Source organism: Gottfriedia sp. NPDC057991 (genome assembly GCF_042886615.1).
Lineage (GTDB): Bacteria > Bacillota > Bacilli > Bacillales > Bacillaceae_G > Gottfriedia.
Map to the genome: position 1 here is coordinate 437,010 of NZ_JBHVQN010000001.1, position 22,675 is coordinate 459,684.

Below are 22,675 nucleotides of genomic sequence, written 5' to 3' on the forward strand. Positions count from 1 at the left end.
GAGTGGAATAAGAAAATGGTTGCAAATGTGGAGCAATACTCATCACAATTATCCGCAAAAATTTGGGGACATCGATTTACAGATGGTCAGCGTGGCCCAGAATATGTATTAGAGTTTCTTAATGTACTTGTAGGAGCAAATTATAATCTCAATTCACCTTCATATTCTAGGAGAAAAGCATTAGGTTTAAGAAAGTTTATTTTTGAAGGAGTAAAAGAAGGAAGTAAAAGGGATTTAGTAAAACTAGATGATGAAAAGAAGAAAAATTTATACGAAAAAATTCAGGACCCGGAAAAAGTTGAAGTAATTAGAGAGTTTTTTAGAAACTTAGAAGTTCCGTTAGTAGATGGAAGAGGTAAAGAGGCAGATAGATCGTGGTTTGCAAGGACGCTTTACCCTTTGCATGAATGTTTACTCTTTTTCGAAGTTAGAAAAAAAGGAAATTCAATTGGATATGAGCGAAACTTCTTTGCAAGAGGTGGAGAGCTTTATTACTTAATGCTTTCATATGGGACTGAAGGACATCCTGAATTAAGAAGTTCAATTGAAAAGAAATTGAGAATCTTATTAAGGAAAAATGTGTCATTAGAGAAAATAGTTGATTCGATATGTGAAGTGTTAGGTGATGAAGAAAAAGAAAAAGATTTAGAATATCCTCTAAGAGTCAGTGGAGATGTTGATGCTGCACCTAGCTTACCTGAAGATACTCATACTAACCCACTTTTTTATAGTTTCGCAATTGAATTAGATCAATTAATGGAGATAAATGTAGATATATATGAGATGTTTAGGCTACTAACAAGTTTAATCAATTTTCAAATAATGAGATATATTTATGACCGAGCTAAAATTGAGAAGAGTGACAATGTTCTATTTTTCTTTGATTGTTTAGATGGTCAAGTAAATCAGATATTAAATATATCTTCTAACACATTTAAAAATAATGAGCTACTAATAAAGAATAAATTTGAAGATTATTTTAAAGAAATTTTCAAATCAAAAATTGGTGAAATAGAAGATATAAATAATAGACTAGAAACATGGAAAAATGATCCAGAAAATTTTCTTGAACTTATGGGTCTTAGTAAATTACGCACTAGAAAACAACCTGTTATTAAATCATTAAAACAATGTAAAGATTACAGTGACGTAATGACAAAACTCTTTAATACAGTTAAAGAAGTGGTTTCGGATCAATTAAAACGTCATCAATTAAGCATTGTTAGAATACTCGCACGTGATGGTGGTATTGGTAATTATAAAACTGGAACAAATTATAGGTATTCAATGACAGATACATTTTTACAAACTTTAGTATTTAGTAATGTTAGGCCAAATAGTTCAATTGAGTTTAGCGATTTTTTAGAAAAAATATATGAATCTTATGGATTTGTAATTGGTGTAAAGCAGGCACGTGAAAGTGAAATATACGAAAATTCAAGATTAAATATAAGTTATTTTCAGAAAAATGAATTAGCACTTCGTGAAAAACTAAAGAAAAACGGGTTATTAGTGGAATATTCAGATGCTACTGCTATGATTAGAAATCCATATGATGCATCAGAAAGTGTGGTGTTTTCATGAATGAACATCAATTATTAGGGAAATGGATAAGTCAATTATTAAGAAATCATTTTATTGAACAAAAGAAAAATCTTACAGAAAAGCTTTTTATTAAAATTAATGGATTAACCAATACAAATTTTAAAAATGTTTTAATTCAATTAGAAGAAGATTTTCTTCAATTAAAAGCATCATATGAACCTATAATAAGAACAATGAAACCCATTATTGGACTAGAAAGTTTTTCATATCAGGAACATGAGACAAGTACTTGGTTACGTAATAATACAAAGACTAATCAAGCATTAATTTTATTAATAAATGAAACTACACCTGAAGGTCAAAGTTTAGAAAATTTATTTACCATTGACGAAGCTTATTTAATGTCTATACGTGGTTTAGATGCAATGTACGAAGTATTGTCACAAAACGAAATATTTGCTTCTGAAGAAATTAATATACTTAAAACTTTTCTTGAGATGTATAACATGATATCGGAACCACAGCTTAGAAATATTTTAAGTTTCATTGTAAATATAGTTATGGATCCTTCTCCATCGATAACTGAGAAAATTCAAAAATACTTATACTATGTGAATTTGTTCTCGGATTCAAAGTTGCAAATTAATATGTCAAATGTAAATAGAATGAAAAATAATTTTTCTTTGGCAAATCTACGGGATGGAGCAAGAAGTTTAGATCAAGAAAAGTTGCAAAATAATCTCTATAGTTTCTTGGAAGAAGAAGAAAAAATTAATTGGGATGGCGAAGAACTTTGGACAAGTGTAGATCCCGAGAAGTTTAGAGAAGAAGCAATTGATTTTATAAACCAAAAAAATAATGAATTTTTAAAATTCGATTTTGAACTTGCTGAAAAAGTTTTTAAATTTACAATCAAACAACCCACATTAATCAATCAACTTGAGAGTGTATTAGAGAATAATCACCTTGATAAAGATCAGTTAGCAAAGTTTAATGAAGGTCTAGAAGAAATAGAAAACGGGACAGATGTGGAAGCAATTCAAGATTTTGTTGATGAATTCGAAGAAGTATTAGATACACAGAATGGTCTTGTCAAGAAACTTAATCGTCTAATTGAAAAACGAAGAAACCCTTCTGAGTATGAAGATTTAACTTTTGCATTACTTCATGAAGCATTTAGTATGATTGAAGAGGAAAGAGACAATGAAAATATAAGAGAAGTTCAATTTAAACTTGAAGTAACTAACTCTAAATTAACTGAAAATATTATTAAGTTACTTAAAGTGTATCTTAATAATATATCTTCAGTTATACCATTAATAACATTTGAATCAAATACTTTACCAGATGTTGATGATACTTCTAAAGAAAATGATATAGTGTTTAATTTCTCCATGATGTTGAATAATGAGGAGATTAATAAAAGGAAATTTAAGGTATATTCGTTTAAACAATTAGATTTATATACTTTTATTCAACAATTAGAGTCTGAGAATATGATTCCGCATATAAAAGTGTATGCTGAAAATGAGGTTGAAACGCTAGATGTAAGGACAATTTTAAATGATAATGTAAAATATTATATATCTAGTAATGATTTAGAAATTAAAGAAAATTTACAAAATCTCAATCAGTACTTAGATAAGTACATTAAGAATTTACAAATCCTTAGTAAAGTTGGAATTTTTGCATTAAAAGTTAGTGAACTTGAAAATGAACTAAATAGTGTCCTTTCAAATATCTATACTTCTGTACCCGTTAGTAAACATATCTATCAAATTATCAATATAATTGGTACCATTGATACGTATGAAAACACAAAAAATGAAACTGGTATACCATATGAAAGGATAGTAACTTTATTTAACCCAATTAGATTAATTTCATATATGAAACGATATTATTTTATTCAAGAGCAATTATTTGATTGGATATGTAAAGCTGCTGAAGGGAATCTTGAAGTAGAAAAACTAGAAGAATATTTAGAATTTGTGGTTGAAAAAACTAGTAATCTTTCCCCTCGTTACTTTACAAGTAACGGAGATGATTCTTTTCTAATTGAAACAAAGGAAATCGGTGGTGAAGGCCGATTTATTCTAAATACTCATCCAATTGAAAACGCAGACTATTTGTCTAAAGAGTTTTCAGATGAATTGGTAAAAGTTGTAAAGAGTTATTTTGAAGTGTATCCTTATGCAAAAGATGGTTTAGAAGTCTTGTTTCTATACTGTCAAAGTGTTGAGGTGGTTACTAAATCTATAGAAGAATTATTTAAGAAAACTAAAATTAAAAAATTAAATTTAACAGTTCATAGTGAAAATGCTGCAAGATTACATGATAAATTAAATAAATGGATTGAACAAAGAGAAGAATTTAATAAACCAGAGATCGGTAAGAGGTTTCCTAAGGTTGAAATTAATGTAATTTCAGGAAAAAATATTAATGAAATTAAAAGTCAGGCAGAAAAGAAGATGAGTGATTCTGATATTGTTGCGCTTGTTGATTATTTTGGACAGGGTAATCAAATTAAGTATAATTTTGAGCGAACTAAAGTAAATGAATCTATCAATTGGTTTGAACCTACTTTTAAAGAACCACTTAAGTCTGATGAGGCAGTAAAAAGAATTAGTTATGTAAGTGAAAATATGCCAGCTGTACTTCAAAACTTCTATCAGCTTCAATACATCATTCAAAGTAATGTAATGCCTGAAAAAGAAGAAGTAAACGTATTAAGGAATCTTATATCAATTTCTAATGTTGCCCATAGCTCTTTAATTGACTATATGCATGATAATTTCAACTGGTCAATGATAATGGATAGATATATAGATAAAACTTTGTTGCAAAAAGCATCTTCAAGGGCAGAAATTGTTCAATATAAATCAAAAGCGGGATCTAATAAAAATTTTAAAGTTATCGTTTCATCTTCGAAATATATAAGAAAGTTAAGTGAAAAAACCCAAGATCACGCATATTACGATAGATTATATAAGAAGTTAGGTTTAATACTTAAAAATGAAAATATAAACAGAGATAGAGTAGTAAATGCAGTTCAGACTGTTAAGGATATATCTGGTGGATTGGTATTAAAAGTTATAGGTCGAGGAAAATATGCACATGAAATGATGGCAACATACTTTACAATTGAAAATCGCTCTCATTCTGATGAAAACTCACTACAAAATTGGTCAGTTTGTGACGAACTTTCATGGTTTGCAAGTAATAAACGTAGACCTGATATGGTACGTACTATTATCAATAAAGTAAATAATAAAATAAGCATAAATTTCGAATTAGTGGAACTCAAATTTATAAATCATCGTATCTTCGACAAAGAAAGATTCGATGCGGTTAAACAAATAAAATCTGGAGTAAACCTCTATAACAAATTATTTAATTTTAATGAGAATAAGCTAGATTCAGAATTTTGGCGTAATGAACTTGTCCATTACTTAATCGAAAGACAATCATATTCACCTGATGATGCTAAATTAATAAAAGAATTACAGCATGTATCAATTGAAAATTTAAATGTAAATGTAACAGGTACGATAGATGTATATTGCTATACTTCGAATTTGACCGAATATCCATTTGATAAGGTTAGTGATGGTGTTTATGTAGATTACGTAGAAGAAGGATACAAAAACAATATATATACTCGTTCCTATATTTTATCTAAGTTAGATGCAACTGAGCAATCATTGCCTTTTTATGATGAATTAGAAGAATCTGAAGATAACATTAATATATTTGCATCGAATGAATTATTATTTGAAGAGGAAACAAAAAATAATGATACAGTAGAAACAGAAACAGGTGTAGAAGAAGAAACTAACGAAGAAGAGAATGAAGATAACAATAAAGACAATGACCACGTTGATGATGATAACGTTGATGATGATAACGATGACGATGATAACGATGACGATGATAACAATGTAGATATTTTTGATTATAATGAATTTCCTGAACGAAAAGCTCTTATGGACCTTGAACTTGAATACGATACAAATGATTCATACAGTGAAGAACTAAAAGATAAATATAGTAGAAAACTTTTAAATAACTTTAATCAAAATGGTGTTTTTGTAAAAATTAAAGATTCTATCGTTGGTTCCAGTGTAGTAAGGTTAATCTTGACTATTCCTGCAGATTTACCTCAAACAAAGGTTACTAGTCGTTCAAAAGATATTCAATTATGGTTAGGTTTAAATAATGAACCACACATATTTATTAATAGTCAAGGTATAAACATTGATATAGTACGAGAGAACCCTGAAACTATTTATTTTGAAAACTTTATGGAGTTAGTTAGAAAACAACATCAATCAAAAATAAATGGAACAAATCTTATAGCTCCATTAGGACTTGATCCATTAAATAATGTTATTACAATGGACTTTTCTAATTCTGTGACACCTCATTTACTAACGGGAGGAACAACGGGTAGTGGAAAAAGTGTTACTCTTAATTCTATTATCCTAGGAATGATGTGTTTGTATTCTTCGGAACAAGTGAAGTTTGTTTTTATTGACCCTAAAAAGGTTGAGTTTACAATTTATGAGAATAGAACTCATACTCAAAGTGTCATAACTGATATTAATGAAGCAGTCACAATATTAAAAGGTTTAGTTGATGAAATGGAGGAGAGATATTCTCTTTTCCAGAAAGAATTAGTAACAAACCTTGAAGAATATGTAACTGAAGTTGGAGAGCAAATGCATAGAATTGTAGTTGTCTTTGATGAATTTGCTGATTTTATGAGTCAAGAAGGCGATGTTAAAAAAGAAGTAGAAAATGCAATTTTAAGACTTGGACAAAAGGCTCGAGCTGCTGGGATTCATCTTATTATCTGTACACAAAATCCTAGAGCAGATATTATCAATACAAATATTAGAAATAATTTAGGTGCAAGATTAGCTTTAAGAGCGACTGATGTACACGCTTCAAATGTAATTTTAGGACAAGACGGGGCAGAGAAATTAGCAGGAAAAGGTGACTTTTTAGCAAAAGTGTATGGGGAAACAATTAGAGGAAAAAGTCCTTATCTAACTCCAAAAGTTCGTAGGGCACTTTTAAAATATTTTGAAGGTTAAACTTGTTTTGCTCATTTTTACAAAAATCATAAAAAGGGCATCCATATTTGAACGTATGGATGCTTTTTCCATTAATTTGAACAGAGATGCACAAAGATCAAAAGTAAGATGAATTGGCTTTAAACATAATGTGAGTCTTTTTTTTACAAGGTATATTTCTGAAAGGTATTTTCTTAACATTTGGAAAATATATGAATTCTTTGTATTCATATCATTTAATAACAAGATAATAAATTAAATAATATACACTGAAGCGAAACAAGTGAACAAAATCAAATTTAGGCGGAAATAAAATGTTCTGTGGACATGATTGAAATTGGTAAATCTATCAGGCGTAAAAGCTACAAATCGAGATACGGAACATTTTATGGATATGTTAAGAGAGTTGACCGACAAAATAAAGTAGGTGTGCTAATGATAACAGAGGAAAGCATTAAAAAAGGATACATTCTGGATCCAAGAGGATTTAATATACGATTTACTCAATTGGGACTTGAAAAGAATGTCAAACAATTAGGAGGGAAAAAATGATGAATCAAAAGGATATGTTGCTTATTATCCAACTGTTAGAAAACCAAGCAAAACAACATCCTGAAAAAAATGTAAGAGACGAGCTATATTTTCAACTTTATCATTTGAAGAAATTCTTAAAAGAGAATTGGTGAGATTTTACAAAAGTAAGAATTTAATTGATCGGTGAGTATTCAAAAGGAATAGAAAGTGGATATTTTAAAAAAATAGTTAAAACTCTTACAAAATTTATTAATTATGAAATTTAAGTAAAGATATTTTTACATACTTACCTACTCAAATTTTTGAGTAGTTTTTTTGTGTTCAAGTTAAATTAATTACTAAAAACACCACTCCCCCAAATAGAACCAATACTTTCATTTACCCACTCAATTTTCTGACCATCCCATTAGTTAAGATAAATCCAGATTCAATTAAACCCCAATCTAAAAGAAACTGAAGGAGGATTTCCAATGAAAAAGTTCACTTACCTATTATTAGCACTTCTAATTACTCAAGCAGGCTGTTCATCAAACAACCAAGCTAAACAAACAACAAAAAACAAAAAGCAAAAAGAAGAATCAGTAGAAGTCGATAAAGGCCTATTCAACGTAAAACTTACATTACCAGCCTCAATGTTCGAGGGTGACGACATCAATAAAGTAATTTCCGATACAGAAAAAGAAGGAATCAAAGTAAAAAAAACAACGACGGATCTCTAACCTACAAAATGTCAAAATCTCAACACAAAAAAATTATGAAAGGTATGATAGAGGAAATAATTAAAACAGTCAATGAAACAACACAAAGTAAAGATTTTGCCTCACTAAAGGATATTACCTACAACAAAGATTTTACAGAGTTTACTTTGATCGTAGACAAAGCAACCTATGAAAATAGCATGGATGGTCTCGCTGCATTTACATTTGGGATGTCCGGAATGATGTATCAACTTTATAACGGTGTAGATCCAAATGAATATAAAGTTACCATCTTAGTCAAGGATCAAGCTACCCTAAAAGAGTTTGATAAAATCGTTTACCCAGATTCACTAAAGGATAAATAATTCTGACATGATTTTTGAAATTTAGTAAGGGTAACAAAAAAATTAAAAAGCGAGGTTAAAATTATGAACAGAAAATATTCAAAACTTGTGAGTTTATTAGGAACAACTGTATAACAATGTCATTATTATCAGCATGTGGGCAAGGCACAAAAGACGTAACTGTTAAAGAAGACTCTCCAAAAAAAGAAAAAGTAAAAACAACTAAAAAAGCAGAAAGACCAAAACAGTTCATACTTGGTTCAAGAACGAATCCAGTTCCATCTAAGAAAACTGCTAAAGTTGATGACGAATTGTATAATGACAATGGAGATTCATTTCCAATTAAGTTTGACTTAACGGTAGAAGAAGTGGTGCGCGGCGATGCTGCCTACGCTAAATTAAAAAGCATGAACGAATATAATGAACCTGCACCAGAAGGTTATGAATGGATTTTAACAAAAGTAAAAGTTAAATTTGTAGAATCAAAGACAGAAGATTTAGCTTTTATGATTGATGGCATTATGAACTTTAACGTTGTTAGTGAAAATGGGGATATTTACAGCGGAGAAAATATTGCAACAACAGACCCAGAGTTTAGCTTTGAAATGTACGTAGGCAATGAAAAAGAAGGCTACATTGCAAAATTAGTAAAAAAAGGCGAAAAGCACAACTAAGATATGAGGAATTAGTCAGAGGCCAAGTGTTCTTTAATCTACAATAATTCCCAAAATAAACCAAAAACGTTCTATCATAAGAACAAAATAATATACTAATTAAGAAATGTGTACAGCCAAATCTGTACACATTTTTTCTTTTATACCGACTCACCACCAACAATTGAAAAGGAGAATTGCCAATGCCAAACAAACCGATGATCGAGCTAGAAATAAAGGAGGAGTCCTAGTTCTATAAGCTATAATGTCCCAGAACCGACATCGTACACAAGTCCTAAATTGTGGCTTTTATTGGAGTTGTTAGTTGAAAGAGCTTCAGAACTAGTCATGCATCGAAAGCAGGAATAATTAAGAAATTTTTCAAGAAGTATAAAATGGAAACACTGACAAATAAAGTTACACTTTACCGAAAAAAATCAAAAAAAGGATAGCCATTGCGACCATCCTTCCACACTAAGTTATCTGTATTTTTACATTGAAACTACATCGTCAAATAAAGTCATTGAAAGTATCTTCCCGCTAAATTAAGAGGATTTTTTTTGTTACTTATTTATCTAAAACATACGTAATTTCAATAGTTAATTCATTTACATTCTTCACACATTTGTGTTAGTAGGGTTTACTAACTTATTTCACTTTTTCGATTGTAACATTCAAACGTGTTGGTTTTAATCCATTTTCAATATAATAAAGATTCGGCGCTTTTACCTGCATAAATCCACTCCCAAAAAAGAACTGAACTGGTTCATTGGTTACCGTTAGATAAGCTTCCATGGGCATGGGTGAATTTCGATAAAAAGTCGTAAGGAGTTCATAGGTGCCTCCACTATAGGTTCTATCAGGAGACTCAATATAGGAATCACCTATAGCTGGGTAGCTAAACAACTGATATGAATTTCCTCCCTCTCCGTAATAAGTAATTTTATATTCACCTGGTGTTTTGAGTGTGAAAATCGTACCATTTACTTCATCCACATGTCTAGCCGAAATTTGATCAGCCGAGTGATTTATTACGTAACTATTAGGGTCCAGATGAGGATAATCAACGAATTTGTACGCATAATTGCGCTTATCATTTGAATAATCAGAAATGAAACTAACATACGTTGCCTTCACTTCGCTTACACCAGGTTCACCTTTAGGACCTTGTAGACCTTGTTCGCCTTTAAGACCTTGTTCACCTTTAGGACCTTGTAGACCCTGCTCACCTTTAGGACCTTGTAGACCCTGCTCACCTTTTAACCCTTGTTCACCTTTAGGACCTTGAAGACCTTGCTCTCCTTTTTCACCAACCTTACCAGGTATACCTTGAATACCTTTGTCTCCTTTTAGGCCTCTATCGCCTTTTGGCCCTTTTTGATTCCAACTGATTTTTTGTTCATTTTTTGCACAACGACCATTACTTGCGACCATTTTTATTGTTCCAGCTTTCATGTTCACACATGCGTAATAGACAGACGATTCGTTTTGTGCAAACACGTCGGAAACACCAAGACATAAACCTATGATTACAATAGTCACAAGAAACGCTTTAGTCATTGAGTGGGCAAAAAAATCTTGAGTTTTTTTCATCAAAATCCTCCTAAGTTTAGATACATATTTATTATACTTTATAGCTAGTTAGATTCCTTGTTCAATTTTCCTGGGAGTTGTTGGGAGATTATATCTAAACTACAAGTTGAATATGCAAAGATATCATTTATTAAAAGTTATCATACAATTACATTCTATTTTAATGTATTGAGTAAGGTAATTTCCTTAAAGTAAAATCTCGATACGTATATCTGGACGTAAGATTGCGGTCGACGTACTTAAAACGAAGGTTCTGGAAAATAATAAAAAATATTCATCCATATGAACTTTGAAAATATAGAAAGGTTTAAAATATTAGTTAATTCATATTTGATAGTACATTTTTTTAAATAGTGATGCTAAAGCTTTAGCGCATTTTGGATTTAGTAACCGTATTTGGGTTTTATTAAAGGAACATCATACATCCACAACAAAGATTGTACTAACCTATGAGATATTTGAATTAATAAATTTTTTTAAAACTCTCCAGCATTCTTATGAGTTGCTGCATATACTCAGCACATGTCGAATGAGAAAACATTGATGTTGAATGAACTGGTAGCAAGACTGAACGAAATACATCATACTGCCACCGGATTCTATTTTTAAACCTAATAGATTAAAATAAAGACCATTATATCAAGATTTTCATAATTAAACTGTCATAGCCCAAGTAACATTTCTACCTTGATAGGAAATGGAGATATTTCTCAGAACCCAATTCGAGTACTTAAAGATCTATGGTGGGATATATCGGTAAAGGATATATTGTATAAACGTAATTAGGATTGGCGAAAGTTAGGTTTTTTTGAAGAAGCAGTTAGTAAAATAATCATATGTTAACTTCTTGAGTTAAAATATTGTAAATATGTAAAATGCCATATAGTATCTGTGAGTGGCATTTTTTTATTTAAGAAAAGCTCAAATATTTACTTTGTTAAAGAAATATTTTTGTGTAAGATTTATTTTCTAGATTAGTAAGTATGAATCAAAGACCAGTTCAAATGGAGATGAATTTATGTATATGATCATAAAAATTAATTTTGAGTTTAGGAAAAAACTTATATGGATTAAGTCAGAGGTATGTTGATAATCCGTTTTAGTAAGTAAAAATAACAGCATATCAAGAAAAATGTGCAGAGATATTTGTCCACTCTTTTATTAAAGAAATGAAATCTTAGGCTTGGAAAGAGCAGATATTTTTTCGTAATGGCAGATTATGTTTTTTCATAAAGTTAAGAAAAAGTTCACAAAATGTACAAACTTTAATTATTAGTATAAAATATTTTAGGGGTATTTGGTATTTTTAGAATTTTTTATACAATTAATTAGGGTGGGCTATATTTTGTTTAACACAAATAACTGGGTAAATGAAACTGTAATAGCAATAAACTCCTTAAAAGGAGAAGGTACTTTAGAAGATATTTATGAACAAGTAAAGAATAATAAGAACATAATTATTGAAAATTATACAGACTGGAAAGCGCAAATAAGAAAGAATATATATTTACACTCAAGTGATTGTGATATTTTTAGAGGTAAACCAGGAGATGAAAATGATATTTTTTACTCGATTGATGGAAAAGGAACGGGAAGATGGGGACTAAGAAAGAAGAGTATAGAAACTACTTCGATATTGCCATTGTCTCTAAATAAATATTATAAGCGGTCTGACATTCATGATAGTCTTGGTGGCAATAGGCAACGTGGTATTTCTCCATCTAGGAAGTATCCAGTTATTCTAATCTTTTCAGGAAAAAGAGGAAATGAGTATGGATATAAAGACGGATGGCAAAATGAGTCTATTTTCTTTTATACTGGTGAAGGTCAAACGGGTCCACAGGAGTTCAAAGAAGGAAATTTAGCACTGAAAGATCATATCAAGAATAGTAAAGATGTTTATTTATTCGAAAAAAATGAAAAAAATGGAATGTATCAATATAAAGGACAGCTTGAATTACTTGGATTTCAATATAAAGATGCACCAGATAAATTTGGAAATATCCGAAAGGTTATTGTTTTCCAATTTGAACTAATAGATAGTATATTATATGAAGTTGATGAAAAAAATGAAATTTTAAGATTAGATAACTTAAATGAATTAAGAAATTTAGCGATTCAATCGGAATCAAATAGAGAATTAATAGACATTAAAGAAAGAAAACAAATAATAAGAAGGCGTGCTGCAGCCATTAAAAAATATGCTTTAGTAAGAGCTAAAGGAAAATGTGAGTCTTGTGAACAGATAGCACCATTCTACACTGCAGAAGATCAGCCATTTTTAGAAGTACATCATTTACTTCGATTATCTGATGGTGGAGCAGATCATCCAGAAAATGTAGCAGCTATTTGTCCCAATTGCCACCGAAGAGCTCATTATAGTAACGATGCTGTTACTTTTAATAATTCCATTATTGATAAAATTAAAATAAAAGAAGAGTCGATTAAACAAGATAATTAATTGAACTATATTTATAAGAACCAGAGTATTTACTCAGAATGAAATACAGGTAGTTCTATCATAAGAACAACTAAATATACTAATTAAGAAATGTGTACAGCCAAATCTGTACACATTTTTTTGTTTTATCCATTTACCATCAACAACCCAAAAGGAGAAATGCCAATGCCAAACAAACCGATGATCGAGCTAGAACAAACTCCAGATCCTAAAAAAGGAGGAGTACCAGTTCTAAGCTATAATGTCCCAGAACCGACATCGTACACAGGAAAAAACTTCATCGAATTAGACTTCATTCCAAAAGGAAAAAATCCAACTGATTATTTTAAACCTGACTGCTTTAAGTCAGAAGCAAATTATGAAAATCAAGAATTCAGCAAACTGAAATCAATGGATCAAACAGCCTTAAAAGACAAAATTGCGACTGAATTCAAATCTGGTATCGGTAACTCGATTCTAACAAATGCCAAGCTTAATACAGGTTTTCTTAAATTAGCTGAAAGTCCAACTAAGGCTTTATCAATAGAAAGTAATTTATCATTGTCAAATGGAATTCAGAGTATAAGTCCTGATGAAGTAGCTACTCAAATAAAAAATGGATTGAAATTAAATGTATATCGAAATATGTTTGGTGATTTAGTCCATAACTATATTCCAGTGAAGCCAAAGGTTATTAGACCTAGAATTGTTTTAGTTGAAACATATAAATTGTCATCCTTTTTAGGCGCATATGGAGCGGGAAGAACAATTAAGACATTTTCTCTTTTACCTGGTGAGAAGACGAAGATAAGCGTTAAAACATATCACAAAACGGAAACTTCATCGAAACAAGCTTCAAGCATTCTTGACTCGTTTACAAGTGAAAGCTCGGAGGACTTTGAAAATGCTGTTTCAAGTGAAAACTCAACTAAACAGAATGAATCCGAAAGCTTTGAATATCATGCGGAAGCTGAGGCTGAGGCATCTTGGGGATGGGGAAGTGCGAAAGTTAGTGGAGGGGTGAAAGGTGGTTCAAACTCCTCCAGGGAAGAGTTTTCAAAAAATCTTCAAAATGCTACTTCAAAGCATGCTGCTAAAGCTTCTTCAAAAAGAGATGTTCAAATCAATACAAGTACAGAAGTAAAGGAATCCACTGGTGAAGAAACTGAGATCGTAAGAGAAATTGAAAATATCAATGTAAGTAGAACATTAAACTTTGTATTTCGCCAAATGAATCAAGAATTTATTACAATCCAGCACTTGGTTGATCTAAGACTTGCATTTTTTAACGGTGAAAGTAAATCCAAAACAGAGTTTACCTTACCTGAACTTGATAATTTGATCGATCAATATATTGTCGATGACGCTACAAAGAGAAAAGAAGTTAAAGATGCGATATTAAACCAGCTTTTATTTATAAAGGATTATCAAGATAACCAACCTACAGGATTGGATGAAGATGGGAATAGCACAGGTAAAGCTTTTATTCAACAAAAGAATTTACTCGACCTCGATAACAAGCCGGTTAATCCTTACTATCAGTTTTCTAAATCCTTATATTCCTTATATAAAGACCAGACGGGACGGGAAATTTTAGTACAAGGTATTATCATTTCAGTTAAGAAACATGTGATGAGAACAGAAGGGGTAATTGTAGATTCAATTTTAGGTCAAGGTGACGCGCTTGATACGTATTCACATGGATTACAAGATGAGGAAATTCGTACGAAAAAGCTTGCCAACGATTTAAAAGAAAAAGAGATGGAGAAATATGAAATTGCAAAATCGATTTTAGAAAAATCGGAAGTAGAAAAAGGTTCTATTTTTAGTCAGCTCTATCCAAATCCTAGCTGCTGCTGTTATGATAAAAAGTCTCCAGATAAGTGAGGGTCAGGTAGAGTATGGATAATAAAGATAAGATTTTAACCAAAAAGGCACTTGGTGACAGCAGTAAGATTGCTAGTCTAAAGGCTTCTTATGCAGAAGATTCTCAGGCGAAGAAAAAAACATACGATGCAGAAGCTTTATTGATTGTTTATCCTGACTATAAAATTGACACTGAAATCGATTATGTTGGTAAAATTGGCGGACTAGGTCATGCAGGAGTACTATTAATATCTCAAGGTGGAAACACAAGATATTACGAGTATGGTAGATATCCAACAACAGATGGCACAAGAGGGAAAGTAAGAAATGTTCCTGTTCCAAATGCGTACATTGGCAGTAACGGACTTGCAACAGATGATTCGTTAATCAGAATACTAGCAACCCTTTCATCAAAGTCTGGCCAGAATGGAAAAATTGAAGCCGCATATTTTAAAAACTTAAATTTTGAAGATATGGACAGCTTTGCGATGACGAAATTGAAAGAATCCAATCCCGAATACACAGAATATAAGAAAGATCGGGAGCCGTACGCTTTAACTTCCAATAACTGTGGTACATTTGCAGAAAGTGTCATTTTAAAAGGTGGTAAAATATCAAAACCTACCATTATTAATCCTTCACCTACTAATATCGTTGATGAATATTGGGAGGAAGGCTATGACAAAGTAACCTATGTACCTAAAGAAAAGATGCTGGTTATAAATAAACAGTAATGATGGCATTTTGGTGAATTAGAAAGATGCAAAAACCTACTCAATTTTTGAGTAGGTTTATTAAAGTGAGTAAATCTTAATCAGTTGACTTAATTTCAACCCAAACTATTTCTTTTGATACAATACTATATACTACTTTAAAGATTATTTTCTCATTCTTATCATAGTAACTATGATACTTAAGATCTTGTTCCCTATCTTCCCAAGCTTCTTTATAATTTTTCTTAAGTAATTCAGTAATATCATTGATATATTTTAAATTGAATTTACCATTTATAGTTACCTTGTTTTCACTATAAAAGCCAAATAAATAATTTACTTGATTTTTTTTATTAATATCCATTACTAAATTTTCAAAGTAATATTTTGCATTCCCTCTTGAAAAACGATTACTTTTAATATACCCACTTAGATCTACATCGTTGATATTATCATATATTTTTATATTATTTATTGAAATTAAATCTAAGGATGTGCTTTTTAGATTTTTTTCACTATTACATCCCCATAAAATCAAAATACTACTTAGGGATATAAATATAAATAATTTTTTCATTTTTCACCTCGACACATTATGTCTTTCATATACGCTATATCTATTTATTGTCAATACTGTGAGATTACTCTAGATGAATGATTATTTTATTTGATTACTATGTCATATTTAGAACTTAGTTTATTAATTAAATTAGATTTAATAGTTTGGTAGTTATTAGCAAAATACATGTCTCTAAATAATTTTGGTTTTTGAGCGTAATCCAATATTTTGGATACATATATAATTGTCATTCCATCATCATTCATTTGATGTACCACTTTGCCAATATTTGAATCATCAACTATAGTATTTGACTTATCATTTGAGGTACTTGGTTGAAGAAAATCTAAATGGACAGTATAAGTTTTTTCAAAATTAATTTTGTGTTCTTTTTCAATAATTCTTGTGTTTTTTCCAGATTCTAATTCATTTTGCAATTCTGTGGCCAAATTATGATTAATTGTTTGATAAGAAAGTACTTGATACATCTTTGGAGCCTCTAATTGGTAATTATCTTTAAAATATTTTTTTATTATAGAATCATTATTTTTTAGATTAAATAAATGATACACATAATATGGTTGTTTATTCGATTTATTTATGTTCATTTCAGGGAATTTTTTAATTAGCTTTTTTAATTCTTTTTTACTTGGCGATGATAAGTTATTTTTATTTGCTTCTTTTTCAATGATATATGAATTTGCTTGATTATTTAATTCGTGAATTTTATATTTTTTTTCTAACGATTTTAACAATTCTTGTTCATTAACGATTGGTTTATTATCTATCGATAAGACTGTTTTTGGAGTTATTATTTTTATAAACCCAATATTGAATACTAAACTTATCAAAAGTAAAACAGATAGTATTAGTTTTAAATGCTTTTTAATAACAATTTCTCCTTTTTAATGTTTATGGAATCTATTATAATGACCGATAAAAGTCGAACATTTTCCTTGTTTTGAACTTGGGCTGGCAGCACAATATTTATTCGATGTATAATCAGCTAAACATCTTGTACTTCGACCTAGAGAATAATCACAGTCACTCATAATAAAATTAATTGCTGCTACTGGATAATGATTTGGATAGTATTTTCCATTTCCTAAAGGTCCATTAAAACGATTGCAATGTAATCGATCACCGTAGTGTCCTGGTTCTCCTATTTCCCAATGGGGATCTGTTGAAGTAGCTCTTGAACTCAATTTTGTGCTAGGCTCTTCAGTATATTTGTCTTTTTCTGAATCCTTTAACATTTGAGAAATATCCATTTCTTTAATAATGCTTATTTCATTTTGAGAAAAATCAACAATTTGGCTTAAATCATCATCTATTCCTTCTACTGAAATGTTTACTAATTTTTTACCATCACCATTTAAAACTACTTCTCCATTGTTATTTGCAGTTTTCGACTCTTCGCTATTTTCTAGTGAAACTTCAACATTTTCCTGTGTAACAAAACGCTCAAAAATATCTTCATCTGGATTGTAGCTCCAACCAGTATCGCCATTAGAAATTAAATTAATTGTATTATTTTTTTCATTTTCAGAAACCTCGTTCCAATCAACTTTATAAGTTTGTCTAAATAACACTTTAATTAAAGTGTTTGTCGAATCTATATTTTCAGCATTAGTTTTAATGGGAATAGACGTTATCACCAATGCCAATAATATGATTACCAAAAAATACCATTCTTTCTTTCTTGAAATAAATTTTTTCTTCATTCAGAATTCACCTTAACCTTTCCACTGAGATTTTATATAGAGATAAGACCACTTGAGGCTAACTTTTAATTAATCTATAAAAAATTTCTCAATTAGTATCTCTATATAATAATGTTAACAGAGTATAATCTATATTTTTTTACTAAAATATTACAAAAATATGAAATTTTTACCATTACTTAAGGGTGAAAACAAACGAAAGACCTACTCAATTTATGAGTAGGTCTATTAAAGTTAGTGAATAATCCCTGAATAAATCTGGTACATTTTAACTAAAATAACAAGATTTTCTATGCTAAACTTATAAAGAGATTAAGAGATAAATTTTAAATCTATTAATCATATTTATTTACTAAAAATATTTTAAATTAGTTTGCATTTGTTACACAAAAATAGATAGGAGTTATTCAAAATGAAAAAATTTGTTATTGGTATTCTTACAATTGGACTTATTCAAAGTTATTCAATTATTTCAACTGACAATGCTAGTGCAGCTGTGAAAACATTTAAAAACTGTACTGAAATGCACGAGATTTACAAGGGTGGAGTTGCCCGTAGTGCATCCGTTAAAAATAAAGGCGGTAAGACTAAATATAAACCGTATGCATCAAAAGCTCTATATGATGCTAATAAAAAAATGGATCGCGATAAAGATTTAATAGCGTGTGAAAGATAAAGTTAAGAAGTAAAAAAGATAGATAGTTCTCAAGAATGAACTAACTATCTCAGACTGTTGGCAAACCTGATTTTTATCGAGTTTGTCTACAGTGACCAATACTATAATAAAGTATCATTGCAGTCTTCAAATTTTTGAAGACTGTATTTTTTATTTCCGAAATCTTCAATTTATTATCACATTTATAATGAGTTTAATAGAATATTATATGTTAAAATTTTCACAAATTAGTAAATTTAACTTATTATTTAATTAAAAGGAGTGAGACTTTTGAAGAAAAACTGTTATTTTCTTCAACTAGAGCTAAATTGTAAAAATCATTTGATTCTTGATATAAATGAAGGTAGAGAGATTTCCCACTTATCAGAATAAAATTATGGAAAGAAATGTTTTTGGTCAATAAGTTTCTGTCTGCTAACAACAGGCTGCAATAGATACCATTAAGAAATACATTGAAAATCAAGGTCAAAAGTGAGGTGGATTGATATGGCAAAGCACAATAAAGCATATAAGTTTCGATTATACCCAACTGAAGAACAAGCATTTCTTATGCGAAAAACTTTTGGTTGTGTGAGATTCGTCTACAACAAAATGTTGGCAGAACGAAAAGAAACATACGAGAAATACAAAGATGATCAGGAACAACTAAAGAAAAAAAGTTTCCAACTCCTGCAAAATACAAAGCAGAATTTGAATGGTTAAAAGAAGTTGATTCTTTAGCCCTGGCAAATGCCCAACTAAATTTACAAACTGCATATAAGAATTTCTTTAGTGGTCACAATGACTTTCCTACATTCAAGAACAAAAAGGGTAGAAATTCATATACAACCAATCTCGTAAACGGAAATATACTGTTATTTGCTCGCCATATCAAATTACCAAAGCTAAAAATGGTACGAATCAGACAACATAGAAAAATCCCACCAGACCACATAATCAAGTCATGTACGATCTCCATGACAACTACTGGTAAATACTATGTTTCTATTTTGACTGAATACGAAAAAGAAATTGTACAAAAAGAAGTGAAAAACGTTATTGGATTAGACTTTGCGATGGCTGAATTATATGTGAGTAGCGAGAATGAGAGAGCCAATTATCCTCGCTACTATCGTGTTATGTCAGAAAAATTAGCAAAAGCACAACGCATTCTTTCTAAGCGTAAAAAAGGTTCTGCACGCTGGAATAAGCAATGTCTAGTAGTGGCTAAGTTTCATGAGAAAGTAGCGAACCAACGCAAAAATTTCCTTCACCATAAGTCAAAAGAATTAGCTTCTAACTTTGATGCTGTCGTGATAGAGGACCTGAACATGAAAGGAATGTCCTCAAGCCCTTCACTTTGGTAAAAGCGTTCACGACAATGCTTGGGGCATGTTCACTGCTTTCTTAGCTTACAAACTAAAAGAACAAGGAAAACAGCTTGTGAAAATTGATAAGTGGTTTCCTTCCACTAAGAAGTGTTCTTGTTGTGGTTCAGAAAAACTGATGCAACTATCTGAACGCACCTACCATTGTTCATGCGGCTATGCGACAGATCGTGACTACAATTCAGCAGTCAATATCAAAAATGAAGGCATTCGTCTATTAGTATTAGCATAGAAACAAAAACTCATGGAACATGAGGGTTAGCTCGGTCAGTTTTCGTTGGCTAGTAAAAGCAACAATAAGTCGAGAAGCCCCCACTTCAAGTAGACCGGAAGGTTAACTAGTGGTGGGTAGTTCACAAGACTGGGATGATGATCGAAATCTTGTTTTTGTAAGAATTTATACTTTTGATAGTATAACAGAGAAAAAAATAGATGCATTAATAGAACTTGCCATTAAATCATCTATCACAAGATTAATAAATAACAACTTAATGATGTGGAAGAGAGAAGGCTTCTCTGCTATATCCAAGAAGTCTTCGCTATTTTCTTGTAGTTATGTTTCATGGAATACCTACATTTCGTAAAAGTTTGGGGGAATAAAAAAATGATATTAAAAGTCTTAGTTTTAATTTTATTACTAATTCTAGGGAATCTATTATTTAAACTTATCCCCTGGAAGTATATTACTGCACTATTTGGAATTATTGTATTGCTATTAATAGGTTTTTTCCTTGTTGAACGTACTTCTATTTTAGTAAAAAATAGACTACTAGAAAGTACTTCACTAAAAGGTGAAGGAATGAATGAAATTATGATGGATAAACAAGTTACACCTGAATTATTGGTAGATCTAAAAAGTAAATATGGTAGAACAGTTAAACATACAGATATAGTAGTAATACTTTCAGTTGAAAATGATAGAAACTATCAATTTAAGAAATTTTATATAGGAATTAAAAACAATAAAATTATTAGTATTGTTTCTGAAGATCCTAAACTAAAAACTACTAAAGGTATTGGAATAGGAGATGATATTTCTACTATTATAAATAAGTACGGTAATAACTACATTCACTCGCTTGAAGAAATTGGAGAAACGATAACGTATCTTGATAAAGAGAGAAATGTAAAATTGACTTTCATAATGTATAAAGAGAAAGTATTTCAAATTATTCTAACTAAATATTAAATGAAGGAGATAAATTATGGGCATTTCAATTGTTATTATTTTTATGTTTCTTTTTTCATTGTTTTCTTTAGTTATTGGTTTAATGAGAAAACAAAAATATATTATAATTCTTTCAAGTATAATATTACTTATATCTTTAGGATTAGGAGCATTTATAATCGTATTAATTGGAAGAATGTAATTGATAAAATCTTTGAAGATATCAAAATCCTCCTTTCTAAGATTCATTTGAAAGGGGGATTTTTTTATTTCCTTCTATCGAGAGAATTTAATTATTTTTACATCAAAAAAATCCGGCCCAATAAATGAACCAGATTTCTCAAGACTGCTTAATTTCCAATCTACGCGCAACCAACGACAAAACATAATTAACAATAAAATACATCAACGAAACCATCACCATAACAGGGATTACATAAGATTCTTTCTGCGCATAAATAATCTGTCCATTGTGCAATAAATCGGGCAACGCAATAACAACAGCTAACGATGTATCTTTCAGTAAAGAAATAAACTGACTAACAATTGGCGGAACCATTCGTCTTAATGCTTGAGGCAAGACAATATAACGTAATGTCTGAGTGTAATTGAGGCCGGATGCACGAGCTGCTTCAATTTGTCCTTTTTCGATTGAGTTTAATCCACTTCGAATAATCTCCGAAATCATAGCTGATTCAAAAACCGTTAATGCTGCGATGGCTGCTGTTGTTATTTTCATTTCAATCCCGATTTCCGGTAGGGCAAAATAGGTAAAGAAAATAATCAGTAGTAAAGGCAAGTTCCGAATCGTCTCAACAATCGCGGTAAGTAAATGAGTAACAACAGGAATCTTCGTATATCTAAGCGTACCAATAAGTCCACCAATAATGAAACTTAGTACAATTGAAATGGCAGCGACCTTAAGGGTGACCCAAAATCCTTCCAACAAAAACTTGATATGATCTAGTGTATATGCATCAGCGAACGGCTGCAGAAAATCCATTCATCCACCTCCTTAATTACTTCTAGCCAAGCGTTTTTCTAAATATCCCACACCAATACTTAAAGGGATCGTTAAGACTAAATAAAATAGGGCTACGAAAATATAAGTATCAAACGTTACGTAAGTCATTGCAGAAATTAGATCGCCTTGATACATTAAATCTCCACCAGCTACGACTGCTAATAATGATGAGTTTTTTACTAGATTTAGAAATTGGTTGCCAAGGGGAGGGATTACTATTTTTATCGCCTGGGGAAGAATAATTAATCTCATTGCCTGTCCGTAACTTAAACCTGTCGAGCGGGCGGCTTCCATTTGTCCTTTTGGAACAGAGAGGATGCCGGCACGGATTGCTTCGGCAATGAAGGCTGCAGTATAGATAGTTAATCCAATCGTTCCTGCAACCATCCCACTAAAGCTTCCAGCTAAGTAAGTGAAAAAAATAACCACTAGTACAGGGATATTACGGATAAATTCTACATATACCGAACCTAACCAGTTAAGCGGTTTAATTGGAGCAATTCGCATAACAGCAATTATTGTTCCTAAAATAAAGCTACACAACAAAGCAATTAAACTAGTTAAAACGGTGACTCTTAATCCTTCTAAAAAATACTCCATATGATCTGTTAGTATCGAGAAATCAATCAAAGGATTTCCTCCTAATTATCAGGAAAAGCAGGCCCGTAAAATTACGGACTCTGCTGATCCCAA

General features: G+C 30.7%; 19 protein-coding genes and 1 pseudogene. 14 read left to right on the top strand and 6 right to left on the bottom strand.

The window, feature by feature from the left end; genetic code table 11:
- Positions 1-15: 15 nt before the first annotated feature.
- From ACFVR2_RS02010 to ACFVR2_RS02035, 6 genes are all read left to right on the top strand, one after another.
- The gene (locus ACFVR2_RS02010; protein WP_387358438.1) at positions 16-1,584 is read left to right on the top strand and encodes a hypothetical protein; all 1,569 of its coding nucleotides are present in this window, start codon (positions 16-18) and stop codon (positions 1,582-1,584) included.
- The gene (locus ACFVR2_RS02015) at positions 1,581-6,644 is read left to right on the top strand and encodes an FtsK/SpoIIIE domain-containing protein (RefSeq protein ID WP_387358440.1); all 5,064 of its coding nucleotides are present in this window, start codon (positions 1,581-1,583) and stop codon (positions 6,642-6,644) included. Before ACFVR2_RS02010 ends, ACFVR2_RS02015 begins: the two co-directional genes overlap by 4 nt.
- Positions 6,645-7,171: 527 nt before the next feature.
- The gene (locus ACFVR2_RS02020; RefSeq protein WP_387358442.1) at positions 7,172-7,309 is read left to right on the top strand and encodes a hypothetical protein; all 138 of its coding nucleotides are present in this window, start codon (positions 7,172-7,174) and stop codon (positions 7,307-7,309) included.
- Positions 7,310-7,627: 318 nt separating this feature from the next.
- Positions 7,628-7,876: a hypothetical protein gene (locus ACFVR2_RS02025; protein ID WP_387358444.1), complete on the top strand. Its 249-nt coding sequence runs from the start codon at positions 7,628-7,630 to the stop codon at positions 7,874-7,876.
- 8 nt (positions 7,877-7,884) lie between these two features.
- A complete protein-coding gene (locus ACFVR2_RS02030; protein ID WP_387358446.1) occupies positions 7,885-8,220 on the top strand; it encodes a hypothetical protein in 336 nt (111 codons plus the stop codon).
- A gap of 116 nt (positions 8,221-8,336) precedes the next feature.
- Positions 8,337-8,873, top strand: a complete 537-nt coding sequence (locus ACFVR2_RS02035; RefSeq protein ID WP_387358448.1) for a hypothetical protein — start codon at positions 8,337-8,339, stop codon at positions 8,871-8,873.
- A 627-nt stretch (positions 8,874-9,500) separates the two neighbouring features.
- Here the strand turns inward: ACFVR2_RS02035 and ACFVR2_RS02040 are convergent.
- On the bottom strand, positions 9,501-10,445 hold the full coding sequence (locus tag ACFVR2_RS02040; RefSeq protein ID WP_387358450.1) for a hypothetical protein: 945 nt from the start codon (positions 10,443-10,445) through the stop codon (positions 9,501-9,503).
- Between the two features lie 1,345 nt (positions 10,446-11,790).
- On the opposite strand from ACFVR2_RS02040, the gene ACFVR2_RS02045 reads away from it, so the two are divergent.
- The 3 genes from ACFVR2_RS02045 to ACFVR2_RS02055 all read left to right on the top strand — a co-directional run bounded on the left by ACFVR2_RS02045 (position 11,791) and on the right by ACFVR2_RS02055 (position 15,485).
- On the top strand, positions 11,791-12,906 hold the full coding sequence (locus ACFVR2_RS02045; protein WP_387358452.1) for an HNH endonuclease: 1,116 nt from the start codon (positions 11,791-11,793) through the stop codon (positions 12,904-12,906).
- A 165-nt stretch (positions 12,907-13,071) separates the two neighbouring features.
- Positions 13,072-14,772: a hypothetical protein gene (locus ACFVR2_RS02050; RefSeq protein WP_387358455.1), complete on the top strand. Its 1,701-nt coding sequence runs from the start codon at positions 13,072-13,074 to the stop codon at positions 14,770-14,772.
- A gap of 14 nt (positions 14,773-14,786) precedes the next feature.
- Complete coding sequence (locus tag ACFVR2_RS02055; protein ID WP_387358457.1) at positions 14,787-15,485, top strand: hypothetical protein; 699 nt, start codon at positions 14,787-14,789, stop codon at positions 15,483-15,485.
- A gap of 76 nt (positions 15,486-15,561) precedes the next feature.
- On the opposite strand, the gene ACFVR2_RS02060 is transcribed toward ACFVR2_RS02055, so the two are convergent.
- The 3 genes from ACFVR2_RS02060 to ACFVR2_RS02070 form a co-directional block, all read right to left on the bottom strand.
- A complete protein-coding gene (locus ACFVR2_RS02060; RefSeq protein WP_387358459.1) occupies positions 15,562-16,041 on the bottom strand; it encodes a hypothetical protein in 480 nt (159 codons plus the stop codon).
- A gap of 86 nt (positions 16,042-16,127) precedes the next feature.
- The gene (locus tag ACFVR2_RS02065; protein ID WP_387358461.1) at positions 16,128-16,874 is read right to left on the bottom strand and encodes a hypothetical protein; all 747 of its coding nucleotides are present in this window, start codon (positions 16,872-16,874) and stop codon (positions 16,128-16,130) included.
- A gap of 54 nt (positions 16,875-16,928) precedes the next feature.
- Positions 16,929-17,747 (bottom strand): hypothetical protein, encoded by an 819-nt coding sequence (locus tag ACFVR2_RS02070; protein WP_387358463.1) that lies wholly within the window; start codon positions 17,745-17,747, stop codon positions 16,929-16,931.
- Positions 17,748-18,159: 412 nt separating this feature from the next.
- Between ACFVR2_RS02070 and ACFVR2_RS02075 the strand changes: the two genes are divergently transcribed.
- From ACFVR2_RS02075 to ACFVR2_RS02095, 5 genes and pseudogenes are all read left to right on the top strand, one after another.
- Positions 18,160-18,423, top strand: a complete 264-nt coding sequence (locus ACFVR2_RS02075) for an excalibur calcium-binding domain-containing protein (RefSeq protein ID WP_387358465.1) — start codon at positions 18,160-18,162, stop codon at positions 18,421-18,423.
- Positions 18,424-18,909: 486 nt separating this feature from the next.
- Positions 18,910-20,022 (top strand): annotated as a pseudogene (locus tag ACFVR2_RS02080) (RNA-guided endonuclease TnpB family protein).
- Between the two features lie 109 nt (positions 20,023-20,131).
- Positions 20,132-20,374: a hypothetical protein gene (locus tag ACFVR2_RS02085; protein WP_387358467.1), complete on the top strand. Its 243-nt coding sequence runs from the start codon at positions 20,132-20,134 to the stop codon at positions 20,372-20,374.
- A gap of 20 nt (positions 20,375-20,394) precedes the next feature.
- Entirely contained in the window at positions 20,395-20,979 is a 585-nt protein-coding gene (locus ACFVR2_RS02090) for a hypothetical protein (protein ID WP_387358468.1), read from the top strand.
- Between the two features lie 16 nt (positions 20,980-20,995).
- Positions 20,996-21,160, top strand: coding sequence for a hypothetical protein (locus ACFVR2_RS02095; protein WP_387358470.1), 165 nt, complete (start codon positions 20,996-20,998; stop codon positions 21,158-21,160).
- A 138-nt stretch (positions 21,161-21,298) separates the two neighbouring features.
- Here ACFVR2_RS02095 and ACFVR2_RS02100 read toward each other — a convergent pair whose 3' ends face one another.
- A complete protein-coding gene (locus tag ACFVR2_RS02100; protein ID WP_387358472.1) occupies positions 21,299-21,961 on the bottom strand; it encodes an amino acid ABC transporter permease in 663 nt (220 codons plus the stop codon).
- A gap of 12 nt (positions 21,962-21,973) precedes the next feature.
- A complete protein-coding gene (locus ACFVR2_RS02105; protein WP_387358474.1) occupies positions 21,974-22,612 on the bottom strand; it encodes an amino acid ABC transporter permease in 639 nt (212 codons plus the stop codon).
- Between the last annotated feature and the right edge of the window lie 63 nt (positions 22,613-22,675).